12 protein-coding genes are annotated in these 18,912 nt (G+C 42.7%); 10 read left to right on the top strand and 2 right to left on the bottom strand.

Annotated features, from left to right (window positions below; translation table 11 throughout):
* The first annotated feature begins 39 nt into the window (after positions 1 to 39).
* A complete protein-coding gene (locus FKG96_RS19055) occupies positions 40 to 2,394 on the top strand; it encodes an ABC transporter permease (protein ID WP_149105854.1) in 2,355 nt (784 codons plus the stop codon).
* Positions 2,395 to 2,437: 43 nt separating this feature from the next.
* On the opposite strand, the gene FKG96_RS19050 is transcribed toward FKG96_RS19055, so the two are convergent.
* Together FKG96_RS19050 and FKG96_RS19045 are read right to left on the bottom strand one after the other, a co-directional pair.
* Positions 2,438 to 2,917, bottom strand: coding sequence for an STAS/SEC14 domain-containing protein (locus FKG96_RS19050; protein ID WP_130855331.1), 480 nt, complete (start codon positions 2,915 to 2,917; stop codon positions 2,438 to 2,440).
* 106 nt (positions 2,918 to 3,023) lie between these two features.
* Positions 3,024 to 3,404 (bottom strand): YidH family protein, encoded by a 381-nt coding sequence (locus FKG96_RS19045; RefSeq protein WP_130855332.1) that lies wholly within the window; start codon positions 3,402 to 3,404, stop codon positions 3,024 to 3,026.
* Between the two features lie 186 nt (positions 3,405 to 3,590).
* Between FKG96_RS19045 and FKG96_RS19040 the strand changes: the two genes are divergently transcribed.
* The 9 genes from FKG96_RS19040 (at position 3,591) to FKG96_RS19000 (ending at position 18,855) form a co-directional block, all read left to right on the top strand.
* Positions 3,591 to 4,190: an RNA polymerase sigma-70 factor gene (locus FKG96_RS19040; protein ID WP_130855333.1), complete on the top strand. Its 600-nt coding sequence runs from the start codon at positions 3,591 to 3,593 to the stop codon at positions 4,188 to 4,190.
* Positions 4,191 to 4,268: 78 nt separating this feature from the next.
* Positions 4,269 to 5,453 carry a FecR family protein gene (locus FKG96_RS19035; RefSeq protein WP_130855334.1) on the top strand — a complete coding sequence of 395 codons (1,185 nt, stop codon included), beginning with the start codon at positions 4,269 to 4,271 and terminating at the stop codon, positions 5,451 to 5,453.
* Between the two features lie 95 nt (positions 5,454 to 5,548).
* The gene (locus FKG96_RS19030) at positions 5,549 to 8,884 is read left to right on the top strand and encodes a TonB-dependent receptor (protein ID WP_130855335.1); all 3,336 of its coding nucleotides are present in this window, start codon (positions 5,549 to 5,551) and stop codon (positions 8,882 to 8,884) included.
* Positions 8,885 to 8,889: 5 nt separating this feature from the next.
* Entirely contained in the window at positions 8,890 to 10,371 is a 1,482-nt protein-coding gene (locus tag FKG96_RS19025; protein ID WP_165446933.1) for a RagB/SusD family nutrient uptake outer membrane protein, read from the top strand.
* Between the two features lie 11 nt (positions 10,372 to 10,382).
* Positions 10,383 to 12,926: a glycoside hydrolase family 38 C-terminal domain-containing protein gene (locus tag FKG96_RS19020; RefSeq protein ID WP_130855337.1), complete on the top strand. Its 2,544-nt coding sequence runs from the start codon at positions 10,383 to 10,385 to the stop codon at positions 12,924 to 12,926.
* Between the two features lie 4 nt (positions 12,927 to 12,930).
* Complete coding sequence (locus FKG96_RS19015) at positions 12,931 to 14,313, top strand: SGNH/GDSL hydrolase family protein (protein ID WP_013667541.1); 1,383 nt, start codon at positions 12,931 to 12,933, stop codon at positions 14,311 to 14,313.
* Positions 14,314 to 14,318: 5 nt separating this feature from the next.
* Positions 14,319 to 16,643: a GH92 family glycosyl hydrolase gene (locus tag FKG96_RS19010; RefSeq protein ID WP_130855338.1), complete on the top strand. Its 2,325-nt coding sequence runs from the start codon at positions 14,319 to 14,321 to the stop codon at positions 16,641 to 16,643.
* A gap of 62 nt (positions 16,644 to 16,705) precedes the next feature.
* Positions 16,706 to 18,358 (top strand): RICIN domain-containing protein, encoded by a 1,653-nt coding sequence (locus tag FKG96_RS19005; protein WP_013667539.1) that lies wholly within the window; start codon positions 16,706 to 16,708, stop codon positions 18,356 to 18,358.
* A gap of 191 nt (positions 18,359 to 18,549) precedes the next feature.
* Positions 18,550 to 18,855, top strand: coding sequence for a hypothetical protein (locus FKG96_RS19000; protein WP_130855340.1), 306 nt, complete (start codon positions 18,550 to 18,552; stop codon positions 18,853 to 18,855).
* The last annotated feature ends 57 nt before the right edge of the window (positions 18,856 to 18,912 follow it).

Raw genomic sequence — 18,912 nt, 5'->3', positions numbered from 1 at the left:
GGCAGATTTATTGTGCATGACTACGGGGATAAAAATCTTATGTTGCGTTACCATATAAACATTGCTTGGCGTAATTTATGGAAACATAAATTGTATACTTCAATTAACATTGTCGGCTTATCGGTAGGAATCGGTGCTTGCCTGCTTATCTTTTTATTTGTGCATTACGAGTTGACATATGATCAACATAATGTGCATTTTAGGCGTATAGCGCGAATAACAACTACCTTATCCACGCCTGAATCTGATTTAGCATTTGCTACTAGCCCATATCCCTTAGCAGATATTATACGGCGTGAATATCCGGAAACAGAGGCCGTCGTACGTCTTGAGTCATCCCCGGCTGTGGTGCCTTATAAGAATGAACTGATTCGGGAAAAAGGTTTTTATGCGGCAGATCAATCGGTGTTCTCAATCTTTACCTTCTCGTTTATTGTCGGTTCGGCACATCATGCGTTGACGGCACCAAATACGTTGATTTTAACGGAAAGCATCGCAAGGAAATACTTTAATAGTCCGGACCAAGCATTCGGAAATATCCTGCTATGTAATGGAAAACCTCATCGTATTACAGGCGTGATTGCTGATCTGCCAACAAATACGGATCTTCATATCGAAGGATTGCTTTCGGCTAACTTTTCAGACATAAGGACGTGGACTGATCTCGATTTTCCGGTTTATACTTTTGCTCTGTTGAAGAAGGGTACGAACCTGAAGCGCTTCGAATCCAAATTGCAACGAATAGCAACCCAATATGTACAACCGGAACTAAACGGTGTCGGTGCGAATGATTATCGTATTCGTTTCCAAACGGAGCCGCTTGCTTCAGTACATTTTAGTCAAGGAAAGCTGATGGATACAGTGAAGGGAAATAAGCATTTCAACAATGTCTTTTCCTTATTAGCGCTGCTTATACTCCTTATTGCCCTACTGAATTATGTTAATTTATCAACTGCCGCCGCTATGGAAAGGAACAAGGAAGTAGGGATCAGAAAGGTGGCGGGAGCACGACCTATTCAATTGATCAGACAATTTGTGATCGAGTCGTTCTTGTTGATCGCCACAGCTTGGGTGATTGCCACTATGTTGGTGTCGTTGTTAATTCCATACTTTAACCACCTATTGGGGACTGCTATCGCTTTTGAATGGCAAGAATATGGTCTTTTTCTACTAGGTGTATTTGTTTTAACTACGTTATTGGCAGCAATTTATCCATCCCTTACGTTAGCACGATATGGGCCCATAGGGATGCTGAAAAAAAGTTTTAAAACAAGTATAAAAGGAATAATCTTCCGTAAAGGAATTGTTATTGTTCAGTTTGCTATGGCTACCGCAATGATTATTGGTACAATAGTGGTTTATCGACAAGTAGAATATGTGACGAATACGGATTTAGGCTTTAATTTAAATCAGATAGTAAGTGTACGTGTTCCAACCGATTCAATCGAACAAACAAAGGTTAAGGGATTCTATGAATCTTTAAAACAACTTCCGGAAGTGGAAGGAGTAACCATGGGGAGTGGTTTACAAGCCGATGACCTGACGATGGCTACAACCTTTGCAAAAAACAACGGCCAACGAAGGGAGTTAATGTCTAATTATTTTTTGATTGATCCTTATTTTGCGCTCTTATTAAAACTACATTTTGTTGCCGGGAGAAACCTATCTGACAGCTTACACCTGGATCGGGAGCAGGCATTTCTGGTAAATGAAAGTTTTCTGCATGAGATGGGGTGGAAAGAGGCTATTGGTCAACCTTTAGAAGGATTTGGGCATAAAGGAAAAGTAGTGGGTGTTGTGAAAAATTTTTATTATAAATCAATGCATAATCTAGTAGAACCCTTGGTAATGATTTATAATACATTTCCCGCTACTACGATCTCGCTTCGGATTAATTCTCATAGTTTGTCGAAAGTAAAGGATGCTTGGACTAGTTTTTTTCCAAACAGGAGTTTCGACTATACCTTTTTAGATGAAGCCTATGCAGCGCAATACCGAAAGGACAAAATAACAACCCAATTTTTTAACTATTTTACCTTATTGGCAATCTTTATTTCTTGCCTTGGCTTGTATGCCCTCATCGCGCTGACCATCACTCAAAGGGCGAAGGAACTAGGTGTGCGTAAAGTGCTTGGTGCTTCAACCATGCATATAGTGCGACTTTTATCCAATGATTTCGTTAAATTAATCTGCGTGGCTATTTTAATTGCCTCACCGGTAGCCTGGTGGATGATGAATAGATGGTTAGCTAATTTTGCTTATCGAATGGACATCCCATGGTGGATATTTGTCGTTGCGGGATTGGTGGCGATGATAATTGCGCTATTGACACTGAGTTGGCAAGCAGTTCGAGCATCCTTAGCTAATCCGGTTGAATCTTTACGAGACGATTAGGAAATGCAATAAAGGATCAACTCGTTGCGGTTTATGATAGAACTTATCGTCTAGCGCTTTTCACGGCTCTTTTTATCAGCTTTATGGTGATAATGGTAATTAAAGCAACCAAAGCGATTTTGTCCAGGGATGTCTTGCCGATTGGCCTTTTTTCGCTGTCTTTTGTAGATAACCAGGCAACCGCTGCGCCTACTTCTGCGTGGGAAAAACCCTTGGCGATTCCCGGCATGATATAACTGGCCATATCAGTAAATGTTCGTACGTTCTCCTCATCGGTTACGATGGCCATTTTTTTCCACTTATTGAAGTGTTTGATACCTGCCAACATATCTTGAAGCCAGGCGCTACTATCAAAATTCTGTACCGATGTGTTCAGTACCAGCAAATAATAGATTTCTCCAAAGCTAGCGGCAAGTTTTTGCAAACCTGGATGCAATACCTTTTTTAAATCCTCTCCGCTTACCTCTCCTGATGCTCGAACACCGAAAACATGAGCCGGAAGGTCTTGAATCTTCTCTAACATAAATCTCGTAGCTGTTTCACTAATTTCTAACAGCCCAGGTGTTAAAATGTTTGTATACAGTTGTATCGATGATGACGTGCGAAAGATTGTGAACCTTTGTTGTGCATTAGCGTACACGCTGCAAGAGATATGCCACCAAGATAATACCAAGAAGTATGATAGCAGTAGTAATTCCCAAAAATATGCCGGACGATGGTCGAAATCTGCCGGCAAGCAATTGCTGTTGAGTACTCTTGAATCGATAGTAGGCAAACAAGGCAAGCAACATACCGCCAATAACCAAAGTAATTCCGATAATAGACGAATAGCCATGATTGGGCAGTTTGGTACCGGTACCCACTACTAAGGCCAATTGTCGAATGAATAGCGAAAATTTAACGACAACAAAGCCTAAACCAATGGTAGCAATACATGTACGTATCCAAGCTAAAAAGGTACGTTCATTGGCTAGATGATCGTTCGGAACAGCTTTTCTGTCTTTTTCCATCTATTAAATGCTTTATTACATAACAGCTTACCGGTCGAGCTGTTTGAAAAGTTGCAAAGTTTAAGGTTTTTTTGCGTTATTCATTAAATAGTGTCAAAAGCTTAATCGGGTAAATAAAGGGTTGTAATAACAAACTCTTGCTAAATCGTTTTTATTTTCTAAATTAGCAACATATAAACCTGGTGAGTGGCATTGATTTCTCTTGATACGGAAACCGACCTATTGGTCAGGGTAGCGAATGGTGATGAAAAAGCCTTCGAGCAGCTATTTTATGCTTATTATGATAAGCTGGGGGCCTTTGTTTATCAGCTCACTTCTTCCGATATCTTAGCCGAAGAAGTGGTTCAAGAAGCTTTTATCGAAGTATGGCTCAGGCGCGAATCGTTAAGGGAGATTTCCTCTTTTAGAGGATATATCTTTATTCTTACAAAAAACAGAATGTTGAATGCGTTGCGTAAAATTGCTAATGAAAAACTTCGGAATGAGATTTGGCAGGGGGGATTGATTCAATATGAGTCTGCTGACGCTGGCGACGATCCGGTAGATCGCTACAAGGCCATACTGGAAGAGGCCATCCAAAAATTGCCACCACAACAACAGAAAGTGTTTAAAATGAGTAAAATAGAACACCTGAAGCAAGAAGAAATCGCGCGTGTATTGCAACTCTCACCCGAGACAGTAAAAAAACACATGAAATTGGCGCTTAAATTTTTGCGTAACTATTTTGCCGAAGCACGAATCGACCTGCCTTTATTGGTGATATTGTTAAGTCGTTTTTTACGTTAAAAAAAATCGACCCATTACCCCTTTTTACTTTTGACTGTGTCTTTAAGATAAATAAACCAATAGGCTAATTGATTGTAAATGGACAGCAGGTTACGCATCTTGTTCGAAAAGTATTTCAATAAACAAGCTTCTCCGGAGGAAGAACGTGAATTGTTCGAGTTGCTCCAAAGGGAAGAGCTACAAAAATCGCTGGAAGCTTTATTGGAAGAGACTTATCTGGATTATGAACAAAAGGAGCGCTTCTTCAACGCCAAGCAAACAAGTCGGATACTAAAGCGCATCAAACAACAAACGGTTTTAAGCCCCCGGGTTCTATGGTATCGCATCGGGGGATATGCTGCCGCTATTTTAGTGTGCCTAGGCCTCGGGCTATTTGTTTATTCTTATCTATCGAAGTCCATTGACACTTCATCAACAAAAAAGACGGTGGTTAAACGGGATGTCGAGCCTGGGTTTGAAAGGGCCACCATTACACTCGCAGATGGCCGAACGCTTGAGTTGGAGGAGATAGCAAACGGTATATTTGCAGATCGTGAGAGCCGTTTCGTGAAGGAAGGAGAAGGCCGGTTAAATTACAGCGGGCTTGAAAAATCGACTAAAGAGATGGTTTTTCATACCATGCGCGTACCCAAGGGAGGGCAATACCGGTTGGTGCTTGCCGATGGAACGAAGGTATGGCTAAATGCTGCCTCTTCTTTACATTATCCAACGCGTTTTGATGGAGATATCAGGGAAGTCACGGTTAGCGGTGAAGCTTACTTTGAAGTAGCTCGTAATGTGAATAAGCCGTTTTTTGTGAATTGTGAAGGCCAACGTGTTCAAGTACTCGGAACAGATTTTAACGTACGCGCATATCCGGATGAGACAGCGTTTAAAACGACCTTGCTGGCGGGAAGTATAGCGATAACAACAGTTGGGACGTCCTCAAAAAAAATCCGGTTACAACCGGGTGAGGAGGCTAGTTTAACAGCAAAAGGAAGTATAAAAGTCAACCGTTTGAAGGAGGCAGACTTAGCTATAGCATGGACGAAAGGCTATTTTGCCTTCAATCGAGCTGATCTACCATCTGTTTTACGCGAGCTCTCTAGATGGTATAATGTGGATCTAAAAGTGAAATCAAGTACAACAAAGACATATACAGGTAAAATAGATCGTCAACTTACTTTGTCTGAACTCCTGAATGGTCTGGCCTTATCGGGTATTCCTATTCAGATAGAAGACCAAGAGCACATTATTGAATTACCAAAAGACTTGTTTAAATAAAAGCATATGGAAACAAATGGACCCTGAGGTCGTATAACACAAAAAACCAATGAGTAAATAAATTTAAATTAACAAACCTAACATTATAGACTTATATGATCGCAATTAAAAGTAAGGCGAAAGGGAATACTATTGGCCTTTATTTAGGGAAACAGGCACGAACCTGGTCGTTTTTGGCCAGCTTGTTATTAAGCACCTCGTCGCTTGCCGCTCAAGGTATTAATCTACAGATGCGAAAAGCGCGATTGTCAGAGGTCTTCGCAGCTATTGAAAAGCAATCGGATTATACCTTCTTTTATAATGATCAATTACTGGAGCCAACGCGCATGATAGATCTGAATGTCAGCAACGGCTCTGTAGATGAGGCACTGCGGGCGGCTTTGTCGACTTACGCCTTAACGTATGAAATTAAGGGGAAGACTATTTTTATCAGCGAAAAGCGTATCGCATCAGCCATCAAACCCGAGAAACAGATGACATTACATGGGAAAGTGCTAGATGAAGCCGGGCAACCTTTGGCTGGTGCTTCTGTACGCGTTAAAGGCTCAAAGACAGGCGCCTTAACAGACAGCAATGGTGCTTTTTCGATTCAGGCACCAAAGGGCGCACTACTCGTTATTTCCTATGTCGGTTATTCGGAAAAAGAAATGCCGGTTACGGATGCTGAAAATTTAACGATAACCTTGACGACCGCCAGCAATAGTTTAGAGCAAATCGTAGTAGTGGGTTACGGTACCTCCCGTAAGGGGAATTTGAGTACGGCGGTCGGTTCTGTAAAAGGGGAGGAATTATTGGAGCGGCCGTCGGCACAGAATCTATTGCAGGGAATGGCCGGAAAGATTGCCGGTGTAAACATCAATCTTAATTCGGGTAAACCGGGAGGCAACCCTGCGATTAAAATCAGGGGAACAGGTTCTATCAATGGCTCTAATACGCCACTTTATGTGATTGATGGCATGGTGGGAGCCGACCCAACTACCATCGATCCGAATATCATCCAGTCGGTGGATGTACTGAAAGACGCCTCGTCGGCAGCTATCTATGGATCACGAGGAGCAAATGGGGTGGTAGTTATTACGACAAAAAATGGAGATCTTAACAGCTCACAAATTGCTTTCGATAACACATTAAGTTTTGCTTCCCTTGCTCGCGAATTGGATCTATTGGATGCGAATGAAAGCTTGGAAATGTTTAAGCGCCAGTATGAGTATGTTCCCGGTCGCATAGCGCCGCACCTGGATCCCAATAATTTTTTTCTACATAAAGATGATTTGTTCAATAGTGATGGAACACCAAAATACAATATAAACTGGCAGCGGGAGGCAACCCGCCTGGCAGTATCGCATCAACACGCATTGACTTTTTCAGGCGGAAAGGACAATATTAAGGTGTTGGCAAATGTGTCTTACCGAAATAATGATGGAATTATGTTAAATAGTTATTATAAGCAATTGAATGGGTTTTTAAACCTCGATTGGGAGGTGAAACCATGGCTGAACATCAAGGCTAATTTGAATGCGGGCGGATATCAAAGTAATAACATAGACAACAATACATTGGGACTCAATGCGCTACGTCAGAGTTTGGAATATCTGCCCTTTTTGCCGGTGACTTACCCCGATGGGACTTATTCGAGAAAAGGTGATTACCCTGGCGCTGAAAACTCGGAAAATCCGGTTAAACTGCTGAATGAGGTGAAGAACGTAACAGGAAGAACACAGTCATTAGGTAATTTAATGGCTACTTTTCGTCTTTCCGACAAATTGGACTTCAATGCCTCGGTAAGTGGGCAACTTTCTTCCAGTTATAATCTTTATTATGGTGGCAGAACTGTATTTGATGTGGCCGAAAACCAGCAGGGCATCGCTGAGAGGGGGCACACGGATTTTGGATCTTGGACAACCGAGCACTACTTTTCTTATACAAATAGTTGGGCTAAACATCATCTAAATGCGGTGGCAGGAGCAAGCTGGTATTATTATGTGACTTCTACGGATCGTGCCGGCGCCGAGGGCTTTTTTGACGATTTTTTCCAATATAATAACTTAGGTACCGGAACTACGCCCCGGATACCCAGTTCAGGAAAGACGGAGAATCAATTGAATTCTTACTTCGCGAGAGCTAATTATAATTTCGACGATCGTTACTTATTTGGCGCGTCCTTCCGCATTGATGGAAGCTCTCGTTTTGGATCCAACAATAAATATGGCTATTTTCCATCCTTTTCAGCGGCCTGGCGCATCTCCCGAGAGTCTTTCTTTAAAAATATGGATAGCCGTATTGACGATCTGAAATTGAGAATCAGTTACGGTATTGTCGGCAATGCGGAGATCGGTGACTATGTAACTTTGAATCGTTATAATAATGGACAAGCGGTTTTCAATAACGCTTATCAATCAGCCGTTACCTTGGCAGGTTTAGGAAATCCGGATTTGCGATGGGAAAAGGCAAAGCAATTGGACATCGGCTTCGATATGAGTTTATTCAATGGTAAAGTGCTCTTGACGGCAGATGTATATGACAAACGCAACGATGATTTACTATACCTTCGAAAACTGCCGGTTACTACCGGGTATACAAATGTCTTTGATAATATAGGAAGTATTCAAAACAGGGGTGTGGAGCTTGGCTTGAATACGGTAAATATCAGAAAAGCAGATTTTAGCTGGACAACCGGTTATAATTTTTCCATCAATCGTTCAAAAGTAATCGATATTAACAATGATGTAATTTATCCTTGGTTCGGCCGCATTATTGCAGGCGGTCCATTGAACGAGTTCTATGGGTATGAACGATTAGGTGTGTGGGGAACAAGCGAAGCAGAACAGGCAGCACAGTATGGTAAAAAGCCGGGCGATATCAAATACCGCGATACGAACGGGAATGGTGCGAAAGACGCAGACGACCGCGTGAATTTAGGGAATGCAATGCCTAAATGGGAAATGAATATGACCAATACCATCAGCTATAAGGGCTTCTCCTTGTTTATAGATTTGCAAGGCGTATATGGTAATCACGTCGTTAGTTTGGCGAAAGCATTGATGGTAAATCCCGGGCCTAATGTGAATAGTTTCAAATCCATTTTAAATGCTTGGACTCCGGAAAATCAAAACACAATGCTCGGCCAGTTACGGGTGAATTCGGACGGTTTTGACAATGAAGCGGGCGATTCCTTTAATGTGGAGGATGCTTCTTTCCTACGGGTACGCAATGTAGGCCTTTCCTACCGTTTTGACAAGAATTGGCTCCAAAAGATCAAATTAAATACCTTGGTGCTCGGCGTAAACGTTGAAAATGCCCTTCTATTTACAGGATATACGGGTTATGATCCGGAAGTAACATCATTCGATGCGGCACTTAATCAGGGCGTAGACGTATACCAATATCCCAAACCAAGAACCATTTCTTTTTCGCTTAAAACTAGCTTTTAATAATCATGAACACAATTTTTAGATTAGCCTTAGTGATACTCGTTCTTTTTACCTCTTGCAACAAATTTCTGGAAGAGGAGCCCGCGAGTTTTCTGACCACGGATCAGTATTATAAAACAGAAGATCAAATTCAGGCAGCAGCTAATGGTACTTATGCTGGTTTGAATATGCCGTTTTCAACGGAAATAACGGTGGCTGCCAGTCCCGTATATGCCCTTGAGTATATGACTGGATATAGTAAAAGGCCGCGACCATCGGGAAGCGCCGATGATCAGTTCTTGCTTTTGCAGAATATTGAAAATTCAAATAGCCGTTTTGAAACCTGGTGGAACAGTACTTATATTCCCATAGAGAATTGCAATAGCTTCATTGCCAATGTTACAGAAACAAAGGTGGTGAGTGAAGAAAAACGAAATCGTTTTTTAGGAGAGGTATATTTTTTGCGCGCCTATTATTATTTTCGAGCGGTACGTTTGTTCGGGAGTATACCTCTTAAAACAGAACCTACTCAAAATCTGAACAACATCCTGATCGGGAAAACCCCAATTGCCGATATTTATAATCAAATTGTAAGTGATTTACAATTTGCAGAAAACGCGGGCCTGCCTTGGACAGATAAAAGTGGTCGTGTAAATCTAGGAGCCGTGAAGGCGCAGTTGGCCGAAGTTTACATGACGATGGCCGGTTATCCCTTACAGAAAGGGGCAACGTATTACCAAATGGCTTATGACAAATGCATGGAAGTAATAAATGCCGGCGAATATAGCTTGTTTACTACCTATGCCGACTTACGGAATCCGGCAAAAAACAATGAAGGGGAGCATCTATTGATGAATCAACGTGATCAACGAAACGCCGGTAGTATCATCCATTTTAACTTTATGCCTTATCCCGAACCCCCTGAACCGGTGTCGGTCATTCCTAATTTTGGTGGTGCCATGGCGCCTACGATGGCGTTCTATCAGTCATTTGCCGAAAATGACTTACGTAAGCAGGAGAAGCAGTTTTTTTATAATGTACGTTATGTGGGCGATGCACCAGGTAAGCAGAATCCTTTTATTTACAAATTCTGGGATGACGCCGCTGAGGAGACGTCCCGCTCAGGTGCTAATTTTCCATTAATGCGTTATGCCGATCTCTTATTGCTTTGTGCGGAGGCAAAAACCATGATAGACGGCGGTTCGACCGGTGATGTGGCGGCTATCGATGCATACTATGCGGTGCGGAAACGCGCTTTCCCGACCTTACAAAAACCAGCCAATATTACCACGGATGAAGTCTTGAAAGAACGTTATTGGGAATTATGTTTTGAGTTTCATACTTGGTTTGATATGTTACGGACACGGAAGGCCTTTGACGTGGAAAACGATCGCATCGTTGACCTGATCGGTTTTAAGGCCCCGAACCATGTAAATGCCTTTCGGGAAGCGGACTTGTTTTGGCCAATTCCACTCTCGGAAATTCAGGCGAATCCAAATTTGAAGTAAATACTTGCCAAATGCAGAAAAAAAAATTAAATACAGCTTTTTTAGTGGGCGTATTTTTGTTGAATGGTTTGGTAGTTCAAGCACAGAAAGCCTATTTTGCGGATGGTTATCATGGTGGGAAATGGGGGCATTTTCCACCCAAGTATACCAGCTTTATGGTGAATCAGTTGCTGCAGCATCCGGATTGGAAACTGAACCTTGAAATAGAACCGGTAACTTGGGATTGGGTAAAAGAAGTGGACCCATATGGTTATCAGCAATTTGTAGCTTTAATGCAAGATCAATCCAGCTCCGGACGTATGGAGTATGTGAACCCCGCTTATGGACAGGCTTATTTATATAATATATCCGGAGAGAGCATTATTCGGCAATTTACCTACGGAATGGAACTATTGCGTAAACATTTTCCTACAATCCGATTTGATACTTATGCTTCTGAAGAGCCTTGTTTTACAAGTGCGCTACCTCAGATTCTGAAAAGCTTTGGATTTAAATATGCCTCATTGAAAAATCCGAATACTTGTTGGGGTGGCTATACGCGGGCCTACGGAAGGGAAGCGGTCAATTGGCTCGGACCGGATGGCACCACGATACCTACAATACCTCGCTACGCGATAGAAGCTTTAAAGCCGGGCTCCACGTGGGAGACTATAGCAAGTTACAATAGCAAGCGCTTTATTAAAGCAGCCCTAGATGCTGGTATTGAGCATCCGATAGGTATGTGCTTGCAGGACGCGGGTTGGACAAATGGACCTTGGCTTGGCAAAAATAAGGGTGATTATCAGCCTACCGAGTATGTCACATGGCGCCATTATTTTCAACAAGTGAGCACGAATCGGATTTTGGAGAACTGGCAACTTTCGCAGGAGGATATTCAGGTTAGTCTCGTTTGGGGCGCACAGGTGTTGCAGCGGATTGCACAACGGGTTCGTAAGGCTGAGCAGCATTTACTGATGGCTGAAAAGTGGGCTGCGATGGACCATCTATGGCGGGGAAAGGAATGGCCGGAGTTTGGCTTTCGGAAGGCTTGGTATCCCTTGCTTTTGGCTCAACATCATGATTGTTGGATTGTTCCTTATAACAAGGTGGATAGCACTGATTGGGCCGGAAAGGTGAAACTGTGGACAGACACAACCATGGAAGTTGCCGATTCGGTGATGTCGCTTGAGGCTAAAGAAAGTCTTTCATCGTCGTCATTCATGGTTCGGAACGTACTGCCCTATAGAAGGAGGGGTGTGGTTGATTATCGCTTTGCGAACTCGAAAATTGATACGGGCTTGGTTGTGGTGGATGCTGATGGGCATCAGGTAACGACCCAATGGAGTCGGCGAAAAGAGGCATTACATCTGCTTTTTGAAGTCAATGTTCCCGCCATGGGGGAGGCGCGGTATCAGTTAAAAGAGAAGCAGTATAAGCCTCGCTCTTTTGCTCACTTATCTTGGAGAGGTGACGAATTGTTGGTAGAAACTGACAAACACTTATTATGCTTAAACGCAAATTTAGGTGGAGTTATCCGCAGCCTGAAATTGAAAGATTTAGGTGATAAAGAGTGGGTGGACACTTCTGCTTTTAAAGGATTCAATGAACTGCGCGGCTTTTTTTATGATGAGCAACGCTTTCGATCAAGCACTGAAAACAAGGCCAATATTACCGTTTTGGAGCAGGGCCCCTTGCATTTGAGATTGGCCGTAACGGGAAAAATCGCTAACCATGATTTTTTACAGGAAATCTGCTTAACAAAAGGGGAGCCGCGACTGGATATTCGGTTAAAGATCGATTGGAACGGGCAAGCGCATATCGGACAATTTAACGATGAGGAGCTTCGTTTTGAAAATAGGAAAAAGGCATTCTATAATGATCAATTTAAACTACTGGTACTTTTTCCGACACAACTGGAAGAACAGCGTATAGCAAAGAATGCGCCATTTGATGTGACACAAAGTAGGCTTGATAATACGTTCTTTAGCAGTTGGGATAGTATCAAGAATAATGTTGTGCTCGATTGGGTGGATGTTACCGATCGTCAAGAGCAGTATGGTTTGGCCTTATTTACCGATCATACAACATCTTATGCGCATGGAGAGCGACATCCGCTGGCATTAAATGTACAGTATGTCGGAAAAGGCCTGTGGGGACGTAACTACTACTTGGACGGGCCTACTGAATTAAATTACAGCTTGTTACCTCATCGGGGAAATTGGGAAAAAGCGGACCTTTGGCAGGTAAGTGACGTTTTGGCCAATCCGCTGAAGCTGACCTCAACGCAGCAGATAGTCGAAAAGGAACGTTCTTTACTAGATTTTAGTAAACCGGGATACCAACTAACGGCATTGCGATGGGACGAAGATGATTTACTGTTACGTATCTTCAACGCCGCCGGCGATGAAGGACCGTTAAGAATTGATTTAAAACTTCCTATCCATCGTGCGCAATTGGAAGATTTAAATAAAGTGACTATAGAGGAATTGGAGATAAAACGAGACGCTAATGCGGCAAAGTTGGAGATACAAATGCCTCGTTTTGGCTTCCGTACCTTGCGAATTAAAATGAAATAATAAGATGAAAAAGAACTACCTCTTGTGGGCCTTGCTTGTCCTTTTTAAGTTGGGCTATGGCCAGTCTGTCAAACCTTTTAGTAATGGTGATCGCGTTGTGTTCGCAGGTAATAGTATTACCGAAGCAGGTCTATACGAAAATTATATTTGGTTGTACTACATCACACATTTTCCTGACATGAAATTACAAGTTTTCAATGCCGGTATAGGCGGGGATGTTGCTGGTCAGATTTATGATCGATTACCGAGAGATATCATGGAAAAGGATCCGTCTGTACTGATTGTGACTTTTGGAATGAATGATAGTAAGTATTTCGAATACCAAGATACAACGAAGACCGCCCAGACGCGTCGAGAAGCGGTAGACACTGCCTACGCCAACTTCCTGAAAATCGAAGAATTTTTGAAAGGGCGTCCCGGAATCCGAAAGATCATTATGTCGTCATCTCCTTATGATGAAACCATGCGGAATGAGAAGAACTATTTTCCTGGCAAAAGTCAAACTATGGAAGAGATTGCCGGTTTTCAACAGGACGTCGCGCGTAAAAATCGATGGGAATACGTGGATTTATTGCATCCAATGTTGGCTATTACCGAGAAAGAACAGGGTGAGAATCCTGCATTTACACTGACCGGACCTGACCGGATTCATCCTGGTAGTGCAGGCCATTTTGTGATGGCTTATCTTTTTCTTAAAGAACAGGGATTAGCCGGTAAAGCCGTAGCAGACGTTTCTATTGATGTACCTTCAAGAAAGGTTGAAAAAAGTGATAATGCGAAAATTAAATCGCTGAAGGTGGAGCCGTCCGTTATAAGGTTCGACTATTTATCGAACGCACTTCCTTATCCTATTGACACCTTGCCCAGGGTATGGGAAAACAGTCAGATACAAAGAGATGCTTTGAGCGTTATTCCGTTTACCGAAGAATTTAATCAGGAACGTTTGATGGTGAAAGGATTAAAGGCAGGCAACTATGCCTTAAAAATCGATGGAGAATGGATTGGAGCTTTTAGCGCTACTGAATGGGCGAAAGGAATTAACTTAGCGGAAATAACCCATACTCCGCAATATAAACAGGCGCTCGAACTAATGGAGTTGAATCGGAAGCATCGTGAGTTGGAAGCTAAACTCAGAAACTATTATTGGGTAAACTATAATTTCCTGAAGGGAAAAAATCTGTTGTTTGATGATTCAGAGAGAGCACGTGATACGATTATGAAACATCAAGAGGATAATGTCTGGCTAAAAATAAAGACGGCGGATTATGAACAGATCCGAGTGCCTAATACGCGCAGACAATTGGAGAAAGAAATGCAATTTCTACGCGAGGAGATCTACCGGAAAAATAAACCGAAGGAGCATCAGGTTACGATATCAGCAATATAAATAAGATGAAGAAGTTTTTGAATATAGGATTAGCAGTTTCTTTTTTGATATCACTTGCAGGACAATCATGTATGTCCGCAAAAAGCAAAAAGCAAAAAGATCCGGTCGATTATGTCAATCCTTTTATTGGCGCTAGCACCAGCGTGGGGGCGGCAGGTGTTTATCACGGGCTTGGTAAAACAATCCCCGGCGCCACCACGCCTTTCGGAATGGTTCAATTAAGTCCTAATACGATTACCGGAGGTGATAACGGCTCAGGCTATAGTTACGAGCACAAAACAATCGAAGGATTTGCTTTTACACAAATGAGCGGTATTGGCTGGTACGGCGATCTCGGTAATTTTCTGGTCACGCCTACTGTCGGACCTTTAAAGACCTTTGTAGGAATAGAGGGTAAGAAGGATGGTTATAGAAGCGCTTATGATAAGGAATCAGAAAAAGCGTCTGCAGGTTATTATAGTGTTGAATTAACGGATCATCATATTAAAGCGGAGATAACGGCGGCGCCTCATAGTGGTATCTTGCGCTTTACTTTTCCTAAAAGCAAGGACGCACGCATTCAGATCGATTTGGCGAGACGGGTTGGTGGAACCTCTACGGCTCAATATGTACGTGTCCGGGATAATCATAGCATTTCGGGCTGGATGCGCTGCACACTGGATGGCGGTGGTTGGGGCAATGGAGATGGACAAGCTGATTATACGGTGTATTTTTATGCCGAATTTAGTAAACCATTGAAAAATGTCGGCGTATGGAAAGCACGGATTCCGGATACCGCCAAAAGAAAAAGAGAAAATGTAGAGGCTGACTATTACCAACAGTGGATTGCTGACGCGGAAGTAGTCGCTAACACAAGACAGGCTGAAGGAAAGCATATCGGCTTTTATACCACTTTTGCTACGGAAGACCAGGAGCAGGTATTCATGAAAGCCGGTATTTCTTTCGTCGATGAGGCTGGCGCTGAGCAAAACCTAAGAACTGAAATTAAGGACTGGGATTTTGATAAAGTACATCAATCTGCTCGCCAAAGCTGGTCTGACGCACTGAAAAAGATTCTAGTGGAGGGAGGTACAGAGGAGGAAAAATCAGTGTTTTATACCGCTTTGTATCGGACGATGCTAGACCCACGTAGCTTGCAGGATGTGGATGGGCACTTTCCCGGAGGTGATGGAAAAACCCATCACGCGAGTAACGGGCATGTGCGTAGAACGATCTTTAGCGGTTGGGATGTATTCAGAAGTCAAATGCCTTTACAAACCATCATTAATCCGGAAGTAGTGGGCGACTTGATACACTCGCTCACCGATCTGGCAAAGGAAAAGAACAAAAACTATTTTGAACGATGGGAATTGCTAAATGCCTATTCAGGTTGCATGATCGGTAATCCCGCGGTGAATGTGTTAGCAGAAGCTTATGCGAAAGGAATCCGCAACTACGATGTCGAAGCGGCTTATCAGTTGGCTGTTGGTTCCTTGGAAAAATTCGGAAATGGACCAAAGCACTACACGCCGGGTAACCAAGGGATATCGGTGACGCTGGAATATGCTTATAATGATTGGTGTCTCGCAAAACTAGCGGGACAACTTGGCAAGCAACAAGAAGCGGATCAATATTTAAAGCGGTCATTGGCTTACCAAAACTTATTCGATAGAGAGAAAGCTTGGTTCCGGCCAAAGGACGACGCGGGAAATTGGTTGCCATGGCCAGCGAAAGGAAGGGAAGAGCATTGGTATGGTACGATTGAATGTAATCCCTATCAGCAGGGATGGTTCGTTCCGCATGATGTAAACGGCTTAGCCGATTTAATGGGAGGTAAGGAGCGCATGTTAGCCGATTTAACCTCCTTTTTTGATCGAACGCCGGCAGATTTTAGCTGGAACGATTTTTACAACCATGCCAATGAACCAGTCCATCATGTTCCCTTTCTATTCAATAAATTGGGTAAACCTGAGCTGACGCAAAAATGGACGCGACAAATATGTGAACAAGCTTATCATAATGCCGTTGAAAGAGGATTGGTGGGAAATGAAGATGTCGGTCAAATGTCTGCATGGTATGTATTGGCAGCCAGTGGTATCCATCCGATTGCAGCGGCAGATGGAACTTATGAGATTACGAGCCCTGTATTCAATCGTATCCGTATCCGTGTTGGAAGTAAGCAGGGAAAAGACATCTATTTTACTATTAGTGCCCCGAACAACTCTCCTCAAAATCGTTATATCCGTGCTATTCGTTTAAACGGAAATGTTTATCCGCATTATAACCTTCGACACCGGGATATCATGAAAGGTGGTGAACTAGTCTTTGAAATGGCGGATAAACCTACCTAAACCTTCTAACCTGCTATGTGGACAGATGAAATTGGTGCTTTTTAACAGTTAAATCTTAAATTATGACAAAACAGGTATTACTTACAAGCCTATGCTACTTGCTGTTGCTGTGCGCTTGTCAACGTGTGATGAAAGAAGTAGATCAACCTACTTCTTTACAACTCGCTTCCCTGCCGGATTATGGCGTAATAACGCTGAAAAATGTGGCTAGCAACAAATTTATGGAAGTGGCAGGTGATCCACTCTACAATAACAAATTTGACGACGAAGCGAAATTGCAGCAATGGGAAACTTCCATGTCTGACGGTGCACAAAGCCGATGGCAGAAATGGCATTTGATTTATCGTACCACCACTGATGGGGTAAAGTATTATCAAATTAGAAATCTACATAGTGGAAAGTTAATCGATGTTCCTGCGGCATCTGATTCAGTAAATATGCAAATACAGCAGTATGCGGCTTTTCCTTTTTTAGCCGACCAACAACTATGGCGTTTGGAGGAGCAGTCGGACGGCACCTCTGTTAGATTGGTGAATAAAGGAAATGGTTTGGCCTTGGCAATAGCGAATGGAAATACGAATAATGGAGTCGCTGTTGTGCAGGAACCCTTGGTCAATGAGAGCCGCCAGCAGTGGGTGATTAGCTTGGAGGCGGAAGATACCTATCGTGATGATGAAGTTGTTCGTTTCTTTAACCGTAATGAATCAGAGCAAGGCTCGGTTGCTTTTGATCAGGGAAATAGCATCTTATTGAGTTGGGGCACTAATGCCGGCAAAGTGCTGTGGGTTACACAGGACGCTTGGGATGGTACCTCTTTAACATCGGAGGATAAATTTCCTTGCAATTATTTCTTCAGTTATGGGAATTCGATGCTGCTACAACCTTCCTTAACGGATTGGAATAACCTGCATACACCAAATGTAACCGTTCCCGGTGGTGCAAATGGACGGCCAAGGCAAGTTTGCACTATTCAACCAAATAATACTTTTGCCTGGCCAGGGGTGGGGGTAGAAATCGGCGATAAAGTATATGTTCACTGTGGAGAAGGTTCCGGTTTAAACGCCACCAATCAATCGCTCTATGTCTTTACGCAAAATGCCAGCACTACCTGGCAAACACAACGAACTACCCCAACGGGTTTAAGCGGGCAGACTGCCATTTTATATGCTACCGGCATGGTTAAAGCAGGGGATGGCTATGTGTACGCTTATGGAAGTGAGACAGTTGGGTTTGGCTACGAAAGCTATATTCATGTTGCACGTTTTCCGGAAAGTAATCCTCAACAATGGGAATTTTTTAATGGTACCGAGTGGACAGCAACGCCTACTACCGGTGCTGCTTCAAAAGTAGCAGATGGCTTGGGCTCAAGTGCCGTATCCTATCTGAATGGAAAGTATATTTTGATGACGATGGATCAGGGGTTTAATTGCGATGCCAATCGGCGCATTTACCTGGCTACTGCTGATAGCCCGACGGGTCCCTTTACCGAACGAAAGGCTGTTTACACGATTAGTGAATATTTTTACGGACAATATGCCCGGTATTATACACCCGCTATTCATCCACATTTTAATAATGGCCGGAATGAATTGTTGCTTACCTACTGCTTAAATTATTCTGCATGTGGCTTAGACGGATGTCAAGACGGCTATATAGACCCGTATTATTATCGAGTCAAAGGTATTCGAGTTCCTTTTACAATGATTGGTTTGTAAATGAACCGCCTACCCGATGCATGCGGGGGGCGGTTTTCTTTAGAAGCATCGTTTATAAAAGCGAATTGAATTGCACGTTTTATAACAAAGCCTTATATTCGCAACATCTTAATGTTAGTCTTTTGAAACGCTTTGCTATCATATTATTAATCCCCATCGTGTTGCTTCAAACCTGCGCAGGATTATTTATTATGACAGCTTTTTACGCCAATCAGGATTATATAGCCAAAAATCTTTGTATTAATAGAAATACAAAAATGGCTCCTTTATGTAGTGGTCGATGTATCTTGGTAAAAGAACTTAAAAAAGAGCAAGATCAAGATAAAAAAAATGCGGAAACCAAGTTACGGGATTTCCAACCAATGAACCGAACCTTTGTGTTTCTCGATATTAATCCACTGGTTCTTCCTCTTGATAAACCAATCTTATTTTCGGAAAGGGCGCTTCCGTATATTGCACCGAGCTTGGCGTCTATCTTTCATCCCCCACTTGTATAATTTAAACCTTGGTTCAAATCAAAACCCATAAGTGTAAGACTTGATGGAAGCTATGGT

It is taken from the genome of Olivibacter sp. LS-1 (assembly GCF_008245145.1).
Taxonomy (GTDB): Bacteria; Bacteroidota; Bacteroidia; order Sphingobacteriales; family Sphingobacteriaceae; genus Olivibacter; species Olivibacter oleidegradans.
Note: the sequence above shows the minus strand (reverse complement) of the source record. Positions and strands in the feature narration are given on the sequence as shown.

What these genes read in the sequence shown, in the direction of transcription:
- FKG96_RS19055 (WP_149105854.1), top strand. Translation starts at nt 40, where the DNA reads ATGTTGCGTTACCATATAAACATTGCTTGGCGTAATTTATGGAAACAT.
- FKG96_RS19050 (WP_130855331.1), bottom strand. Translation starts at nt 2,917, where the DNA reads ATGTTAGAGAAGATTCAAGACCTTCCGGCTCATGTTTTCGGTGTTCGA.
- FKG96_RS19045 (WP_130855332.1), bottom strand. Translation starts at nt 3,404, where the DNA reads ATGGAAAAAGACAGAAAAGCTGTTCCGAACGATCATCTAGCCAATGAA.
- FKG96_RS19035 (WP_130855334.1), top strand. Translation starts at nt 4,269, where the DNA reads ATGGACAGCAGGTTACGCATCTTGTTCGAAAAGTATTTCAATAAACAA.
- FKG96_RS19030 (WP_130855335.1), top strand. Translation starts at nt 5,549, where the DNA reads ATGATCGCAATTAAAAGTAAGGCGAAAGGGAATACTATTGGCCTTTAT.
- FKG96_RS19025 (WP_165446933.1), top strand. Translation starts at nt 8,890, where the DNA reads ATGAACACAATTTTTAGATTAGCCTTAGTGATACTCGTTCTTTTTACC.
- FKG96_RS19020 (WP_130855337.1), top strand. Translation starts at nt 10,383, where the DNA reads ATGCAGAAAAAAAAATTAAATACAGCTTTTTTAGTGGGCGTATTTTTG.
- FKG96_RS19015 (WP_013667541.1), top strand. Translation starts at nt 12,931, where the DNA reads ATGAAAAAGAACTACCTCTTGTGGGCCTTGCTTGTCCTTTTTAAGTTG.
- FKG96_RS19010 (WP_130855338.1), top strand. Translation starts at nt 14,319, where the DNA reads ATGAAGAAGTTTTTGAATATAGGATTAGCAGTTTCTTTTTTGATATCA.
- FKG96_RS19005 (WP_013667539.1), top strand. Translation starts at nt 16,706, where the DNA reads ATGACAAAACAGGTATTACTTACAAGCCTATGCTACTTGCTGTTGCTG.
- FKG96_RS19000 (WP_130855340.1), top strand. Translation starts at nt 18,550, where the DNA reads ATGACAGCTTTTTACGCCAATCAGGATTATATAGCCAAAAATCTTTGT.